Consider the following 14,990-nt stretch of genomic DNA (forward strand, 5'->3'; position numbering starts at 1 on the left):
TAAACGGACTAGATTGCGTGAAAATTCTTGTTACTGGCGGTGCCGGTTTTATCGGTTCTGCAGTTATCCGACATATCATCAGCAATACTCGGGATAGCGTTGTTAACGTTGATAAATTGACCTATGCCGGTAATCTGGAATCCTTACGTGAGGTAAGCGATAGCGAACGCTATGTCTTTGAGCATGCTGATATATGCGACAAAGCGGCAATGGAGCGTATTTTCGCCATGCATCAGCCTGATGCCGTCATGCATTTGGCAGCGGAGAGCCATGTTGATCGTTCTATTACCGGGCCTGCTGCATTTATTGAAACCAATATTGTGGGCACCTATGTCTTGTTAGAAATCAGTCGCGCTTACTGGTCCTCATTGGATGAGTCGGCAAAATCCGCATTTCGTTTTCACCACATTTCAACAGATGAAGTATATGGCGATTTACCGCATCCTGATGAGCATCAGGACGGAAATCCGTTGCCGCTCTTTACAGAGAAAACGTCATACGCGCCAAGTAGCCCTTATTCAGCCTCAAAAGCATCCAGCGATCACCTGGTTCGCGCGTGGATCCGCACCTACGGCCTGCCAGGGATAGTGACAAACTGTTCAAATAACTACGGCCCTTTCCATTTTCCGGAAAAACTTATCCCGCTTGTCATATTGAATGCACTTGAAAACAAAGCCTTACCCATTTACGGCAAGGGAGATCAAATCCGTGATTGGCTGTATGTGGAAGATCACGCGCGAGCTCTCTATACCGTCCTGACCACTGGTCAGCCCGGCGAAACGTACAATATCGGTGGGCATAATGAGAAGAAAAATATCGACGTTGTACATGCGATTTGCGATCTGCTGGATGAAATTGTCCCTAAGGAAAAATCCTACCGGGAACAGATAACCTATGTGGCTGACCGCCCCGGCCACGATCGCCGTTACGCGATAGATGCTCATAAAATCGGAACAGAGTTAGGCTGGAAGCCAGAGGAAACGTTTGAAAGTGGGATTCGCAAAACGATTGAGTGGTATTTGAACAACGCTGAATGGGTCTCTAATGTTAAAAGTGGTGCCTATAAGGCATGGATTGAGCAGAATTATGGGGAGCGTAAGTCATGACGAAGCGTAAAGGCATCATCCTCGCTGGCGGATCTGGCACGCGTCTTTACCCGGTGACGATGGCGGTGAGTAAGCAGCTGCTGCCGATTTATGATAAGCCAATGATCTACTACCCGCTTTCCACACTGATGCTCGCGGGCATTAGAGATATTCTGATTATCAGTACTCCACAAGATACGCAGCGTTTTGAACAACTGCTTGGCGATGGGAGTCAGTGGGGACTTAACCTACAATACAAAGTACAACCAAGCCCAGACGGTCTGGCGCAGGCTTTTATTCTTGGCGAAGCGTTTATCGGTGGGGACAATTGTGCGCTGGTCCTGGGGGACAACATTTTTTATGGGCATGATCTTCCGAAACTGCTTGAAGGTGCGGCTGGACAGGAAGAGGGCGCGACCGTGTTCGCTTATCATGTCAGCGACCCAGAGCGGTATGGCGTTGTTGAGTTTGACAAAGACGGTACAGCGATTGGCCTTGAGGAGAAACCTCAACACCCCAAAAGTAACTACGCGATTACGGGTCTCTATTTTTACGATAACGATGTCATAGAGATGGCCAAAAGTTTACGTCCATCCGATCGTGGCGAGCTGGAAATCACCGACATCAACCGCCTCTATATGCAGCAGGGGCGGTTATCTGTGGCGATGATGAGACGCGGTTATGCATGGCTGGATACGGGAACCCACCAAAGCATGATTGAGGCAAGTAATTTTATTGCCACCATCGAAGAGCGTCAGGGTCTCAAGGTGTCTTGCCCGGAAGAGATAGCATTCCGCAGAGGCTTTATCGATTCGGATCAACTTCGGCTTTTAGCGGAGCCACTCAAGAAAACGGGTTATGGGCAATATCTACTAAACCTGACCAAGGGATTAGTCTGATTTAAATCTTGCCGTCATTGATCATTTTTGGGCACGTGTAATCGTTGAAAGCGGCATTGATGCTGGTGAGAAGGCAGTTTATCCGTCGTTTTGACGACCTGTGCTTATGAATTTATCCACTGACCAGACAGGGCATGAACCTTGACAGCAAAATGGCATTAGCGATAAAAAACCACCAGTTAACTATTGTGGTGGTATTTTGAATGTCACCAGAAACTCATATTGAAGAAGTCAAGTAAATGAAAATAACAATCTCCGGAACCGGTTATGTTGGTCTCTCAAACGGTATTCTGATCGCACAACACCATGAGGTGGTCGCGCTTGATATCATTCCGGCCAAAGTGGATATGCTTAATCAGAAGAAGTCTCCGATTATCGATAAAGAAATCCAGGACTATCTGTCGAACAAACCTTTAAATTTCCGTGCCACAACGGACAAAGAAGATGCTTACCGCGATGCTGATTATGTCATTATCGCGACCCCAACGGATTACGATCCCAAAACCAACTACTTCAACACCTCAACCGTAGAAGCGGTGATCAAAGATGTTATCGCAATCAACCCAAAAGCGGTGATGATCATCAAATCGACCATTCCTGTAGGCTTCACCAAATCGATTAAAGAAGAGTTGGGTATTGATAATGTCTTCTTCTCGCCAGAGTTTCTGCGCGAGGGCAGGGCGTTATACGATAACCTGCACCCATCCCGTATCGTGATCGGTGAGCGCTCTGAGCGTGCGGAACGTTTTGCCGCACTGCTGCAGGAAGGCGCAATCAAGAAAGATATTCCGGTACTGTTCACTGACTCTACCGAAGCCGAGGCGATCAAGCTCTTCGCCAATACCTATCTGGCAATGCGCGTGGCCTACTTCAACGAGCTTGACAGCTATGCAGAGAGTCTGGGCCTGAACACCCGCCAGATCATCGAAGGCGTGTGCCTCGACCCGCGTATCGGCAACCATTACAACAACCCGTCATTTGGCTACGGCGGTTACTGTCTGCCAAAAGATACCAAGCAGCTGCTGGCAAACTATCAGGCGGTGCCAAACAACCTGATTTCCGCGATTGTGGATGCCAACCGCACGCGTAAAGACTTCATCTCTGATTCCATACTGGCGCGTCAGCCGAAAGTGGTGGGCGTCTATCGTCTGATCATGAAGAGCGGGTCTGATAACTTCCGTGCCTCCTCCATTCAGGGAATCATGAAGCGTATTAAGGCGAAAGGCGTGCAGGTCATTATTTATGAACCTGCGATGCAGGAAGACGAGTTCTTCCACTCCCGCGTGGTCCGCGATCTGGACGCTTTCAAGAAAGAAGCGGATGTGATTATCTCGAATCGTATGGCGGAAGAGCTGGCAGACGTGGCGGATAAGGTTTATACCCGCGATCTGTTTGGTAGCGACTAATCTCCCGTCTACCGCACATAAAAAACCCGGCTCATGCGCCGGGTTTTTTTGTATTAAACCTTATAGAAATTACGGTACCAGTCGACAAAGTTCTTCACTCCGTCTTTTACCGAGGTCTGCGGTTTAAAACCAATCACGTCATATAACGCCTTCGTATCGGCGCTGGTTTCCAGCACGTCACCGGGCTGGATGGGCATCATGTTTTTCTCTGCCACTTTACCTAACGCGTCTTCCAGCGCGGTAATATAATCCATCAGCTCGACAGGCGAGCTGTTGCCGATGTTGTAGACGCGATACGGTGCGGAGCTGGTCGCTGGCGATCCTGTCTCGACGGTCCAGTTCGCATCGGCCTGAGGGATCACATCCTGCAGGCGGATGATCGCTTCAGCGATATCATCGATGTAGGTGAAGTCACGTTTCATCTTGCCGTAGTTGTAGACGTCAATACTCTTGCCTTCAATCATCGCTTTGGTGAACTTAAACAGCGCCATGTCCGGGCGTCCCCACGGACCGTACACCGTAAAGAAGCGAAGCCCGGTTGTCGGCAGGTTGTAGAGATGCGAGTAAGTGTGCGACATCAGCTCATTGGCTTTTTTGGTCGCCGCATACAGTGAAACCGGGTGATCCACTGAATCGTCAGTTGAGAACGGCATCTTACGGTTCAGGCCGTAAACGGAGCTGGAAGAGGCATACAGGAGGTGCTGAACCTTGTTATGACGGCAGCCTTCAAGCACGTTGAGATGGCCAACCAGGTTAGCATCTGCATAGGCGTGTGGGTTTTCCAGCGAGTAGCGTACGCCCGCTTGAGCGGCCAGATGGATCACACGGTCAAATTTCTCGTTGGCGAAAAGCGTGGCCATACCTTCACGGTCGGCCAAATCCAGCTTGTGGAAGGTGAAATTATCGGAGTTGAGCAGATCCAGACGTGCAAGCTTTAGGTTCGGATCATAATAGTCATTCAGATTATCAATCCCAACGACCTGATGACCTGCTTCCAGTAGCCGCTTGCTGACATGCGAACCGATAAAACCTGCTGCGCCAGTAACCAAAAATTTCATATCTTTCCTCGTTAACGCTTCGTTCCTGTTGATGCTCAGCGCATCAGAATATGTCTATGATAACCCGTTGCTCATAAGTTACATAACCCATCTTTCCGATATAACTCATCGTATTCCTATAGAAAAATTGCCAGCAACAGATACACTATGGGAACATGATTTCTTTTGCCCTTTTTGATCTGTTAGGGATTGTATGACGCAAAACAACAATAACCTGGTCACGCGCAGTAACGACCCGGAGCAAATTGATTTACTTGATTTAGTGCTACAGCTGTGGCGTGGGAAGTGGGTAATTGGGGCGTTTATCGCTGTTTTTATCGTATTGGCTGGTGTTTACATCACCATAGCAAAAGAAAAATGGACGTCGTCTGCTATCATTGCCCAGCCCGATGCGGCTCAGATTGCCACTTATGCGAATGCGCTGAATATCCTCTACGGTGGCGCTGCCCCTTCAATGTTGGATATCCAGAATCGTGCGATTGGCCGCTTCAACTCTTCGTTTTCAGCTTTAGCTCAGGCGCTGGAAAACCAGGAGATTTCAGAGAAACTGACCATCGACACTACCGTTAAGGGTCAGGCATTACCATTAACCGTAACCTATCAGGGCGAATCTGCCGAAGCGGCTCAGAAGCAGCTTGCGCAGTACATCCAGCAGGTTGACGAGCAAACCGCAAAAGAGTTGACGCTTGACCTTCGAGACAACATCAAGCAGCAGATCACCACTCTGAATGACTCCCTGGAAAACCAGGAGAAGGTCTCTCAGGAGCAAAAAGATCTGCGTATCAAACAGATCACCGAGGCGCTTAAAAACGCCGAAGCCGCAAAAATCACAACACCTCAGATTCAGCAAACCCAGGATGTAACCCAGGAAACGATGTTCCTGCTGGGAAGCGAAGCGCTGAAGTCAATGATTGATAACGAAGCGTCCCGTCCGTTGGTCTTCTCAGGTGCATACTACCAGACCAAACAAAACTTGCTGGATATTCAGAACCTGAACGTGAACCCGGACACCGTTCACGTTTACCGGTATGTGATGAAACCGAATTTACCTATTCGTCGCGATAGCCCGAAAAAAGCCATCACCCTGATTCTCGCCGTACTGCTGGGCGGGATTATCGGTTCTGGTGTAGTACTGGGCCGCAACGCGCTGCGTAACTACAAGCCAAAAGCCTGATTCGCAGACAAAAAAAGACCGGGTTTCCCCGGTCTTTTTTTATTTATGGCGCTTACGTAAGTTCTCAATCACCGCCGTTAAATCCAGCTCCTGATCCTGCAGCAGTACCAGCAGGTGGTACATCAAATCCGACGCCTCGTTAGTCAGCTCGTCCCGGTCATGCACCGTCGCCGCCAGTGCCGTTTCGACGCCTTCTTCGCCCACTTTCTGCGCTATGCGCTTTGTTCCGCTGGCGTACAGCTTCGCGGTATAGGAACTTTCAGGGTCAGCCGTTTTGCGTTCAGCCAGAAGCTGCTCAAGCTGGTAAAGGAACAGCCACTGGTGGCTCGCCTCACCAAAGCAGCTGCTGGTCCCTTTGTGGCACGTCGGGCCAATCGGATTTGCCAGCACCAGCAGGGTATCGTTATCGCAGTCAGGGGTAATGCTGACCACGTTCAGGAAATGACCGGAGGTTTCGCCTTTGGTCCACAGGCGTTGTTTGGTGCGCGAGAAAAAGGTGACCTTACCGCTGTCGAGCGTTTTTGCCAGCGCGTCCTGGTTCATATACCCCAGCATCAGCACTTCACCTGAAACAGCATGCTGTACAACTACCGGCAATAATCCGTCAGTCTTTTCCCAGTCCAGCTGCGCCTGTTGTTGCTCTGTTAACATACCCTAATCTCCACGCCCTGGTCGGCCAGGTACGTTTTTAACTCACCAATATTGATAATTTGTTTATGGAACACAGACGCGGCCAGCGCGCCGTCAACGTTCGCATCGCGGAAGGCTTCCAGGAAGTGCGCCATGGTGCCTGCGCCGCCGGAGGCGATCAGCGGCACATGGCACACGGCGCGCACTTTTTCCAGCTGCTCCAGGTCGTAGCCGTTACGCACGCCGTCCTGGTTCATCATGTTCAGGACAATCTCGCCCGCGCCGCGCTTCTGCACTTCCTGCACCCAGTCCAGCGTCTCCCATTGGGTAACGCGGGTGCGGCTTTCGTCGCCCGTGTACTGGTTAACGTGGTACTTGCCGGTGGCATCGTCAAACCAGGTGTCGATACCGACCACAATACACTGCACGCCAAAGCGATCGGCCAGTCGGGTGATGAGTTCCGGATCGGCCAGCGCAGGGGAGTTGATGGAAATTTTATCCGCGCCAAACGAGAGAATTTTGGCCGCGTCGTCAGCGGATTTGATTCCGCCCGCCACGCAGAACGGGATGTCGATCACTTCTGCCACGCGTGCGACCCAGCTTTTGTCGACCACGCGTCCATCGCTGGAGGCGGTGATGTCATAAAATACCAGCTCATCGGCACCTTCATCGGCATAGCGTTTCGCCAGCGGAACGATGTCGCCAATGATCTCGTGGTTGCGGAACTGCACGCCTTTCACCACCTGGCCGTCACGTACGTCCAGGCAAGGGATTATCCGTTTTGCCAGCATTGAATCGCCTCCGTCACCGTAAATTTGCCTTCCAGTAAGGCCCGTCCCACAATCACGCCCTGCACACCGGTACCGCGCAGCGCGGCCACGTCGCCAATATCACCGATACCGCCAGAAGACTGGAACGCTACCTGCGGATAGCGCGCGCAGACCTCTTCGTACAGCGAAACGTTAGAGCCGGCCAGCGTGCCATCGCGGGAGATATCCGTGCACAGCACGTGCTTCAGGCCGACGGGAAGATAAATATCGACCAGCTCTTCCAGCGTTACGCCGGAGTTTTCCTGCCAGCCGCTAACGGCAACCTGTTTGTTACCCTGTTCATCAATGCGGACGTCCAGCGCCAGCACAAGCGCATCGGCGCCGAAGCGGCGGAACCAGCCCTTCACCGTATCAGGATCTTTCACGGCGGTAGAACCGACCACCACGCGCGCCACGCCCGCGTCCAGCAGGGCGGCAACATCGTCTTCCGTACGCACGCCGCCGCCAACCTGCACGGGGACAGCCACCCCAGCAACCAGCTTTTTGAGCAGAGGGATCTGGCGTTTCGCCGGATCTTTCGCGCCCGTCAGGTCGACCAGGTGCAGCACCTCAGCACCCTGCGCCGCATAATCCTGCAGGCGCGGCAGCGGGTCGTTACCGTAGTCGCGCTGCTGTCCGTAATCGCCCTGGTGGAGACGAACAACCGTGCCGTCAATTAAATCTAAAGCGGGAATAATCATCACATCTCCAGGAAGTTTTTCAGCAGCTGTGCGCCTGCGGCACCAGAGCGTTCCGGGTGAAACTGCACGCCGTAAAAATTATCTTTCTGTACAGCTGCGGTAAACGCCTCGCCGTAGTTGCACTGGGCAATGGTGTTCGCGTTCACCGGCATGGCGTAGCTGTGCACGAAGTAAAAGTACGCGCCGTCTTCGATCCCCTGGAACAGCCTGTTGCCCGCCTTCGGATAAACGCGGTTCCAGCCCATGTGCGGCAGCGGTAAACCGTGGTCGGTCATTTTCGGCACGTCTTCGTCAATAATGCCCAGCAGGTCGACGCCATTGCTCTCTTCGCTGCGGCGGCCCAGGATCTGCATACCCAGGCAAATGCCGAGCACAGGTTGGGTACAGGCTTTGATCAGATCGACCAGCTCGCGTTCGCGAATCTGATCCATCGCCGCCTGCGCGGTGCCCACGCCGGGTAAAAAGAGTTTGTCGGCGCGCAGCACCACGTCCGGGTCACGGCTCACCACCGGCTCGTAGCCGTGGCGGGCAATCGCCGACTTCACGGAGTTCAGGTTGGCGCATCCGGTATCCAGAATCACCACGTTCATTACAACACTCCTTTCGACGAGGGAAGGGCGTCACCTTCAACGCGGATCGCCTGGCGCAGCGTACGGCCAAAGGCTTTAAACAGGCTCTCCACGCGGTGGTGATCGTTCTTGCCTTTGGTTTTCAGGTGCAGAGTCAGGCCCATAGTGTAGGTGAGCGAACGGAAGAAGTGCTCCACCATTTCGGTGCTGAGATCGCCCACGCGCTGGTAGGTGAAATCGGCTTTATATTCCAGGTGCGGGCGACCCGAGATGTCCATGGCGCAGCGTGCCAGGCACTCGTCCATCGGCAGGACGAAGCCGAAACGGTTGATGCCGCGTTTGTCACCGAGCGCCAGCTTCAGGGCTTCGCCCAGCGCCAGGCCGGTGTCTTCCACGGTGTGGTGATCGTCAATGTAAAGATCGCCTTTTACCGTAATCTCCATGCGGAAACCGCCGTGGGTCGCAATCTGGTCCAGCATATGGTCAAAGAATCCGACGCCGGTGTGGATCTTGCTGCCGCCTTCACGGTCCAGCCAGACCTTCACGTCAATCTGCGTCTCTTTGGTGTTGCGCTCAACGTGTGAGTAACGGTCGCGTTTGGTCAGCTGTTCGCCAATCTTCGCCCAGTTGAGATCGCTGCTGCTGTAACGCAGGCCCGCGATGCCCATGTTTTCGGCGAGGGTGATGTCGGTGGCGCGATCGCCAATCACATAGCTGTTGGCTTTATCGAGCGCTTCTTCCGCCAGATAACGCTCAACCAGCTTCACTTTCGGTTTACGGCAGTCGCACTCGTCGGCTGGCAGGTGCGGGCAAATCAGCACTTCATCAAACGCCACGCCCTGCGAGGTGAGGATCTGCATCATCAGGTTGTGCGGGCCGTCGAAGTCGGCCTGCGGGAAGCTGTCCGTACCCAGCCCGTCCTGATTGGTGATCATCACCAGCTTAAAGCCAGCCTTCTGCAGTTTGAGCAGAACCGGGATTACGTCGGGTTCAAAAGCCAGCTTGTCGAAACGATCGACCTGAAAATCGGTAGGTGGCTCCGAAATGAGGGTGCCGTCACGATCGATAAAGAGATACTTCTGACTCATACTTTCTCCGCTTTCAGGGCGTCAATCACGCGCTGGCTCTCTGCACGGGTGCCGACGGTAATACGCAGGCAGCCGCTTAAGGATGGTTGTTTATTTTGGTCTCGTAAGATAATGCCTTGATCCCATAAAGATTTAAATACGGAGCTTGAAGCAGTAAAACGCACCAGAATGTAGTTGGTTTCAGAGTCAAACACCTGCTCTACGCAGGGGATCGCTTTCAGGGCCGTCACCAGGTACTGACGCTCTTCCAGAATTTGCGCCACGCGTTCACGCATGGCGTTAATACCCTGCGGCGCCAGCGCCTGTGCGGCAATGTCGGCAACCGGCGTGGAGAGCGGGTAAGGCGCAATAACTTTCAGCAGCAGGTCGATGACCTCTTTATTGGCCAGCGTAAAGCCGCAGCGCAGGCCCGCGAGGGCGAAAGCCTTCGACAGCGTACGCAGCACCACCAGGTGCGGGTACTCTTCAATCCAGCCTGCCAGCGTCGCCTGCGGGCAGAATTCAATATAGGCTTCATCCGCCACCACCAGCGCCTTGCCGCGGGTTATTTCCAGCAGGGTACGAATATCCTGCGGGTTGATAATCTGGCCGGTCGGGTTATTTGGGCTGCAGACGAAGACGACCTTCACGCCGTCGAGGTTGTCGGCGATGCCCTGCAGATCGAGCTGCCAGTCTTCGAGGGACAGCACGTTGCGGCACGCCACGCCGAAGGTTTCCGCGCTGACGCTGTACATGCCGTAAGTGGGCTGACAGTACATCACCGCATCTTTACCGGGCTCGCAGAACGCGCGGATCAGCAGTTCAATACCTTCATCCGCGCCGCGGCTGACCAGCACCTGCTCCGGCTTCACGCCCGCGTATTGGGCGTAGTTCTCGATAACCGCTTTCGGCTGGCACTCCGGGTAGCGGTTCAGCGTTTGCTGCGACAGCTCGAACTGCACCGCCGTCGGAAATTCGTTAGCGTTCAGCCAGACATCGCCGTTACCGCCCAGGCGACGGGCAGACTGATACGGAGTCAGTCGTCGGACATTTTCGCGGGCTAATTCTTCAATGTTCATGCTTGCTCCTTCAGGGCGGCAACGCGCAGGGTCACGGCGTTTTTGTGGGCGGTCAGGCGCTCGGCGGCGGCCAGGGTTTCAATGGTGGAAGCCAGTGATGCAAACCCCTCGCGGGAGAGTTCCTGCACGGTCATCCGTTTCTGGAAATCCGCCAGGCCCAGGCTTGAGCAGGTGGAGGTGTAACCATATGTCGGCAGCACGTGGTTGGTGCCGGAGGCGTAATCGCCCGCGGACTCCGGTGACCAGTCTCCGAGGAACACCGAGCCCGCGCTGGAGATGCTGTCGACCAGATCGCGCGCGCTGCGGGTCTGAATGATCAGGTGCTCGGGACCGTACTGGTTAGAGATGGCAATACACTGGTCGAGATCGCGCGCCACAATCAGGCGGCTGGCGGACAACGCCTGGCGTGCGGTTTCGGCACGCGGCAGGTCCGCAAGCTGGCGCTCAACGGCTTCGCCTACGCGTTTCGCCATATCGGCATCCGGCGTCAGCAGGATGACCTGCGAGTCAGGGCCGTGTTCCGCCTGAGATAACAGGTCGGAGGCCACGAAATCCGGCGTCGCGCCGCTGTCAGCGATCACCAGCACTTCAGACGGACCGGCTGGCATGTCAATTGCCGCGCCGTCCAGACGCTGGCTGACCTGGCGCTTGGCTTCGGTCACGTACGCATTGCCCGGGCCAAAAATCTTGTCAACCTTCGGGATGGACTCTGTGCCAAAGGCCAGCGCGGAAATGGCCTGTGCACCGCCCACGTTAAACACCTCCTGCACGCCGCACAGTTTCGCGGCGTAAAGGATCTCGTCGGCAATCGGCGGTGGCGAGCAGAGCACCACTTTCTGACACCCGGCGATACGCGCAGGGGTAGCCAGCATGAGTACGGTGGAAAACAGTGGGGCAGAGCCGCCAGGGATATAAAGGCCGACCGACGCAACCGGGCGCGTCACCTGCTGGCAGCGCACGCCGGGCAGGGTTTCCACATCAACGGTCTGTAATTTCTGCGCGGTGTGGAAGGTATCAATGTTTTTCACCGCGACGGCCATCGCCTGTTTGATCTCGTCACCAAGACGGCTTTCTGCTGCCGCGATTTCCTCTTCGGTGACCCTTAACGCGCCAACCTCGGTTTTATCAAACTTCGCGCTGTATTCACGCAGCGCGTCGTCGCCACGGGTTTTGACGTTGTTGAGGATCTCGGCCACGGTACGGGTAATGCTTTCCGACGCGGAAATCGCCGGACGCATCAGCAGCTCGCGCTGTTGTGCGTCGCTACAGGTATTCCAGTCGATGATTGTGTTAAAGCTCATGGCCATTACTCCATCATCTTCTCAATTGGCAGCACCAGAATTGAGCTTGCGCCCAGTGCCTTCAGCTTTTCCATGGTTTCCCAGAACAGGGTTTCGCTGCTCACCATGTGCATCGCCACGCGCTGCTGATCGCCTGCCAGCGGCAGAATGGTTGGACGCTCCGCACCTGGCAGCAGGGCAATCACTTCGTCCAGGCGCTCGGTCGGAGCGTGCATCATGATGTATTTGGATTCACGCGCCTGAATCACGCCCTGAATACGGGTCAGCAGTTTGTCGATGAGCTGCTGCTTGGCATCGGCCATGTCGCCGTCGCGCTGAATCAGGCAGGCTTTGGAGCGGTAGATAACCTCCACTTCGCGCAGACCGTTCGCTTCCAGCGTCGCGCCGGTAGAGACCAGGTCACAAATGGCGTCAGCCAGACCTGCACGGGGTGCCACTTCAACAGAGCCGTTCAGCAGGCAGGATTTAAACTGCACGCCTTTCTGGTCGAGGTAACGCTTTAACAGGTGAGGGTAAGAGGTGGCGATACGCTTGCCGTTCAGCGCAGCCGGGCCGTCCCACGCTTCATCGACCGGCGTAGCCAGCGACAGGCGGCAGCCGCCGAAGTCCAGACGACGCAGGGTGAAGTAACGCGGGTCTTCGCCCTGCGCGCGGCGGGTCAGCAGCTCTTCTTCCAGCACGTTTTCGCCAATGATGCCGAGATCAACGACGCCATCCATCACCAGGCCAGGAATATCGTCATCACGCACGCGCAGAATATCGATAGGCATATTTTCAGCCAGGGCAATCAGGCGCTGGGTGTGCAGGTTGATTTTAATCCCGCAGCGGGCCAGCAGTTCGCGTGAATCGTCACTCAAACGGCCTGATTTTTGAATAGCTATGCGTAAACGTGAGTTATCTAACATTCTTTATTCCTCGTTAACCTGTTTTAACCTGTCTGAATGCGGTCCAAAAAAAAGCCCCCGGAAGATGATCTTCCGGGGGCTTTCTCTTGCGTTCGCGCACCACTGGAAGATCCAAACGTCTTCCAGCACACATCGCCTGAAAGACTAGTCAGGATGATGGTGGTGATGGTGGTTTTTAAATGGAACGCGTGTCATATAAATTCTCGTTGAATGCTTATGCATCTGATGTCTTTTAACCTAAACCACTTGCCCGGCAGATTGCAAGGGCTTTTTGTGATCATTAATTCATTTCATATTGATGCTATGAATTGTGTGTTCTGGCGGGCTGGCGTAGCCTTAATACAAGCATGTGTAAGCGGAGAGTTTTCATGAAAAAGGTCGCGATTGTCGGTTTAGGATGGTTAGGAATGCCGCTGGCGATGTCATTAGCCGCGAGAGGCTGGCAGGTGACCGGGAGCAAAACCACGTCGGATGGGGTAGAAGCCGCACGCATGTGTGGCATCGAGGGCGTTGAGCTGCGCCTTGAGCCCGAACTGGTTTGTGATGCCGACGATCTGGATGCGCTAATGGATGTCGATGCGCTGGTTATTACCTTACCCGCCCGTCGCAGCGGGCCGGGAGAGTCTTTTTATCTCCAGGCGATGCAGGAGATTGTCGACAGCGCGCTGGCGCATCACATCCCGCGCATCATTTTCACCAGTTCCACCTCAGTCTACGGTGACGTTGAGGGGACGGTGAAGGAGAACAGTGAACGTCGACCGGTAACCGCGAGTGGTCGCGTGCTGAAAGAGCTGGAGGACTGGCTGCATAACCTGCCGGGCACTCAGGTAGATATTCTGCGTCTGGCCGGGCTGGTGGGGCCGGGTCGTCATCCAGGACGGTTCTTTGCCGGAAAATCGGCTCCGGATGGACAACATGGCGTCAATCTCGTCCATCTTGAGGATGTTATTGGGGCAATTGAGCTGCTATTACAGGCTCCGAAGGGTGGGCACATCTATAATATATGTGCACCCTCTCATCCATCGAGAAGTACCTTCTATCCGCTGATGGCTCGTCAATTGGGTCTGGCTCCGCCAGTCTTTGGCGATGCGAAAGGGGAAGGGAAAGGCAAAATTGTTGATGGCAATCGAATTTGTCATGAACTGGGATTTGAGTATCAGTATCCCGATCCGCTGGTGATGCCCATGGAATAATGCCATCAGCGGAGACGATCGCACACCGTAAGGGGGCGAAGATGAAACCGCTGCTGGATGTTCTTATTATTCTGGATGCGCTGGAAAAAGAGGGAAGCTTCGCCGCGGCGTCAGCGAAGCTTTATAAAACGCCTTCGGCGCTCAGCTATACCGTGCATAAACTTGAAAGCGATCTGAACATTGAGCTGCTGGATCGTTCCGGGCATCGCGCGCGTTTTACCCGAACCGGACAGATGCTGCTGGAAAAGGGGCGTGACGTTCTCCATACGGTTCGCGAACTGGAAAAACAGGCCATCAAACTTCATCAGGGCTGGGAAAACGAACTGGTGATCGGCGTGGATGATACCTTTCCCTTTTCTCTCCTGACGCCGCTGATCGAAGCGTTCTATCAGCGCCACAGCGTGACCCGGTTAATCTTCATTAATGGTGTGCTGGGCGGCTCCTGGGATGCCCTGACGCGGGGCAGGGCGGATATCATCGTTGGGGCACTGCATGAGCCCCCCCAGTTGAGCGATTTTGGCTTTGCGCGACTGGGTATACTGGAGCAAATTTTTGCCGTCGCGCCCCATCATCCGCTGGCGAATGAACCGGAGCCCATTAACCGCCGTATTATTAAAAACTACCGTGCCATTGTGGTGGGCGACAGCTCCCGGCCTGAATGTGGCGTCTCTTCGCAGCTGCTTGATGAGCAAGAGGCGATTACCGTGTTTGATTTTAAAACCAAGCTGGAACTGCAAATAAGCGGTCTGGGGTGCGGCTATTTGCCGCGCTATCTGGCGCAGCGCTTTATTGATAGCGGTGCGCTTGTTGAAAAACAGGTACTTGCTCAAAGCAGCAACGAATCGGTTTGGGTGGGCTGGAATGAACAAACTGCCGGGCTTGCCAGCGCATGGTGGCGGGACGAAATTTTAGCAAATAGTGCTATCGCTGCAGTTTACTCTTAGGGCAGTGTCGAGAAATCAGCCAGTTAGAAAAAAGAAAATTGCCCGGTGCGTTGCAAACTATTGCCTTTTGTATCTGATGTGGGGCAAAATGCCGCCGCTGCAAACAAATGAATAATCGACGATATAAAAGGCGTCGGTTATTTTTTTTTGCATGTACGAAACGAAACTAA

At 54.1% G+C, this 14,990-nt stretch carries 16 protein-coding genes and 1 other annotated feature; of the genes, 6 read left to right on the forward strand and 10 right to left on the reverse strand.

Going from position 1 to position 14,990, the window contains the following annotated elements:
- Positions 1–17 precede the first annotated feature (17 nt).
- The 3 genes from rfbB to ugd all read left to right on the forward strand — a co-directional run bounded on the left by rfbB (position 18) and on the right by ugd (position 3,390).
- Entirely contained in the window at positions 18–1,106 is a 1,089-nt protein-coding gene (rfbB, locus tag AC2T6E_RS08985; protein ID WP_089600464.1) for a dTDP-glucose 4,6-dehydratase, read from the forward strand.
- Positions 1,103–1,984: a glucose-1-phosphate thymidylyltransferase RfbA gene (rfbA, locus tag AC2T6E_RS08990; RefSeq protein WP_454539969.1), complete on the forward strand. Its 882-nt coding sequence runs from the start codon at positions 1,103–1,105 to the stop codon at positions 1,982–1,984. The genes rfbB and rfbA overlap by 4 nt, the downstream gene beginning before the upstream one ends.
- Before the next feature lie 239 nt (positions 1,985–2,223).
- Entirely contained in the window at positions 2,224–3,390 is a 1,167-nt protein-coding gene (ugd, locus tag AC2T6E_RS08995; RefSeq protein WP_421510708.1) for a UDP-glucose 6-dehydrogenase, read from the forward strand.
- A 53-nt stretch (positions 3,391–3,443) separates the two neighbouring features.
- Here the strand turns inward: ugd and AC2T6E_RS09000 are convergent, their stop codons facing one another.
- Entirely contained in the window at positions 3,444–4,448 is a 1,005-nt protein-coding gene (locus AC2T6E_RS09000) for an NAD-dependent epimerase (protein ID WP_237844327.1), read from the reverse strand.
- Positions 4,449–4,641: 193 nt separating this feature from the next.
- Between AC2T6E_RS09000 and wzzB the strand changes: the two genes are divergently transcribed.
- A complete protein-coding gene (gene wzzB, locus AC2T6E_RS09005) occupies positions 4,642–5,622 on the forward strand; it encodes an LPS O-antigen chain length determinant protein WzzB (RefSeq protein WP_427353175.1) in 981 nt (326 codons plus the stop codon).
- Positions 5,623–5,661: 39 nt separating this feature from the next.
- Here wzzB and hisIE read toward each other — a convergent pair whose 3' ends face one another.
- The 9 genes from hisIE to hisL all read right to left on the reverse strand — a co-directional run bounded on the left by hisIE (position 5,662) and on the right by hisL (position 12,878).
- Positions 5,662–6,273: a bifunctional phosphoribosyl-AMP cyclohydrolase/phosphoribosyl-ATP diphosphatase HisIE gene (gene hisIE, locus AC2T6E_RS09010; protein ID WP_042716020.1), complete on the reverse strand. Its 612-nt coding sequence runs from the start codon at positions 6,271–6,273 to the stop codon at positions 5,662–5,664.
- A complete protein-coding gene (hisF, locus tag AC2T6E_RS09015) occupies positions 6,267–7,043 on the reverse strand; it encodes an imidazole glycerol phosphate synthase subunit HisF (RefSeq protein WP_447854611.1) in 777 nt (258 codons plus the stop codon). The genes hisIE and hisF overlap by 7 nt, the downstream gene beginning before the upstream one ends.
- Positions 7,025–7,762 carry a 1-(5-phosphoribosyl)-5-[(5-phosphoribosylamino)methylideneamino]imidazole-4-carboxamide isomerase gene (hisA, locus tag AC2T6E_RS09020; RefSeq protein WP_148400017.1) on the reverse strand — a complete coding sequence of 246 codons (738 nt, stop codon included), beginning with the start codon at positions 7,760–7,762 and terminating at the stop codon, positions 7,025–7,027. The genes hisF and hisA overlap by 19 nt, the downstream gene beginning before the upstream one ends.
- The gene (gene hisH / locus AC2T6E_RS09025) at positions 7,762–8,352 is read right to left on the reverse strand and encodes an imidazole glycerol phosphate synthase subunit HisH (protein WP_221552518.1); all 591 of its coding nucleotides are present in this window, start codon (positions 8,350–8,352) and stop codon (positions 7,762–7,764) included. The genes hisA and hisH overlap by 1 nt, the downstream gene beginning before the upstream one ends.
- Positions 8,352–9,419: a bifunctional histidinol-phosphatase/imidazoleglycerol-phosphate dehydratase HisB gene (gene hisB / locus AC2T6E_RS09030; RefSeq protein WP_042716027.1), complete on the reverse strand. Its 1,068-nt coding sequence runs from the start codon at positions 9,417–9,419 to the stop codon at positions 8,352–8,354. Before hisB ends, hisH begins: the two co-directional genes overlap by 1 nt.
- Positions 9,416–10,477: a histidinol-phosphate transaminase gene (hisC, locus tag AC2T6E_RS09035; RefSeq protein ID WP_460212218.1), complete on the reverse strand. Its 1,062-nt coding sequence runs from the start codon at positions 10,475–10,477 to the stop codon at positions 9,416–9,418. The genes hisB and hisC overlap by 4 nt, the downstream gene beginning before the upstream one ends.
- Positions 10,474–11,778 carry a histidinol dehydrogenase gene (gene hisD / locus AC2T6E_RS09040; protein ID WP_460212219.1) on the reverse strand — a complete coding sequence of 435 codons (1,305 nt, stop codon included), beginning with the start codon at positions 11,776–11,778 and terminating at the stop codon, positions 10,474–10,476. The genes hisC and hisD overlap by 4 nt, the downstream gene beginning before the upstream one ends.
- Before the next feature lie 5 nt (positions 11,779–11,783).
- Positions 11,784–12,683: an ATP phosphoribosyltransferase gene (gene hisG, locus AC2T6E_RS09045; protein WP_028018500.1), complete on the reverse strand. Its 900-nt coding sequence runs from the start codon at positions 12,681–12,683 to the stop codon at positions 11,784–11,786.
- 45 nt (positions 12,684–12,728) lie between these two features.
- Positions 12,729–12,852: a sequence feature (His leader region), on the reverse strand.
- Entirely contained in the window at positions 12,828–12,878 is a 51-nt protein-coding gene (hisL, locus tag AC2T6E_RS09050; protein ID WP_099516347.1) for a his operon leader peptide, read from the reverse strand. Its footprint overlaps the feature before it by 25 nt.
- 173 nt (positions 12,879–13,051) lie before the next feature.
- Between hisL and AC2T6E_RS09055 the strand changes: the two genes are divergently transcribed.
- Positions 13,052–13,876, forward strand: a complete 825-nt coding sequence (locus AC2T6E_RS09055; RefSeq protein WP_460212220.1) for an SDR family oxidoreductase — start codon at positions 13,052–13,054, stop codon at positions 13,874–13,876.
- Positions 13,877–13,917: 41 nt separating this feature from the next.
- Positions 13,918–14,820 (forward strand): LysR substrate-binding domain-containing protein, encoded by a 903-nt coding sequence (locus tag AC2T6E_RS09060; protein ID WP_214605612.1) that lies wholly within the window; start codon positions 13,918–13,920, stop codon positions 14,818–14,820.
- Positions 14,821–14,990 lie beyond the last annotated feature (170 nt).

The sequence above is a fragment of the Enterobacter sp. B79-1 genome (assembly GCF_057444735.1).

Coding starts and splice junctions, on each gene's coding strand:
- rfbA (WP_454539969.1), top strand. CDS start 1,103: ATGACGAAGCGTAAAGGCATCATCCTCGCTGGCGGATCTGGCACGCGT.
- ugd (WP_421510708.1), top strand. CDS start 2,224: ATGAAAATAACAATCTCCGGAACCGGTTATGTTGGTCTCTCAAACGGT.
- AC2T6E_RS09000 (WP_237844327.1), bottom strand. CDS start 4,448: ATGAAATTTTTGGTTACTGGCGCAGCAGGTTTTATCGGTTCGCATGTC.
- wzzB (WP_427353175.1), top strand. CDS start 4,642: ATGACGCAAAACAACAATAACCTGGTCACGCGCAGTAACGACCCGGAG.
- hisIE (WP_042716020.1), bottom strand. CDS start 6,273: ATGTTAACAGAGCAACAACAGGCGCAGCTGGACTGGGAAAAGACTGAC.
- hisF (WP_447854611.1), bottom strand. CDS start 7,043: ATGCTGGCAAAACGGATAATCCCTTGCCTGGACGTACGTGACGGCCAG.
- hisA (WP_148400017.1), bottom strand. CDS start 7,762: ATGATTATTCCCGCTTTAGATTTAATTGACGGCACGGTTGTTCGTCTC.
- hisH (WP_221552518.1), bottom strand. CDS start 8,352: ATGAACGTGGTGATTCTGGATACCGGATGCGCCAACCTGAACTCCGTG.
- hisB (WP_042716027.1), bottom strand. CDS start 9,419: ATGAGTCAGAAGTATCTCTTTATCGATCGTGACGGCACCCTCATTTCG.
- hisC (WP_460212218.1), bottom strand. CDS start 10,477: ATGAACATTGAAGAATTAGCCCGCGAAAATGTCCGACGACTGACTCCG.
- hisD (WP_460212219.1), bottom strand. CDS start 11,778: ATGAGCTTTAACACAATCATCGACTGGAATACCTGTAGCGACGCACAA.
- hisG (WP_028018500.1), bottom strand. CDS start 12,683: ATGTTAGATAACTCACGTTTACGCATAGCTATTCAAAAATCAGGCCGT.
- AC2T6E_RS09055 (WP_460212220.1), top strand. CDS start 13,052: ATGAAAAAGGTCGCGATTGTCGGTTTAGGATGGTTAGGAATGCCGCTG.
- AC2T6E_RS09060 (WP_214605612.1), top strand. CDS start 13,918: ATGAAACCGCTGCTGGATGTTCTTATTATTCTGGATGCGCTGGAAAAA.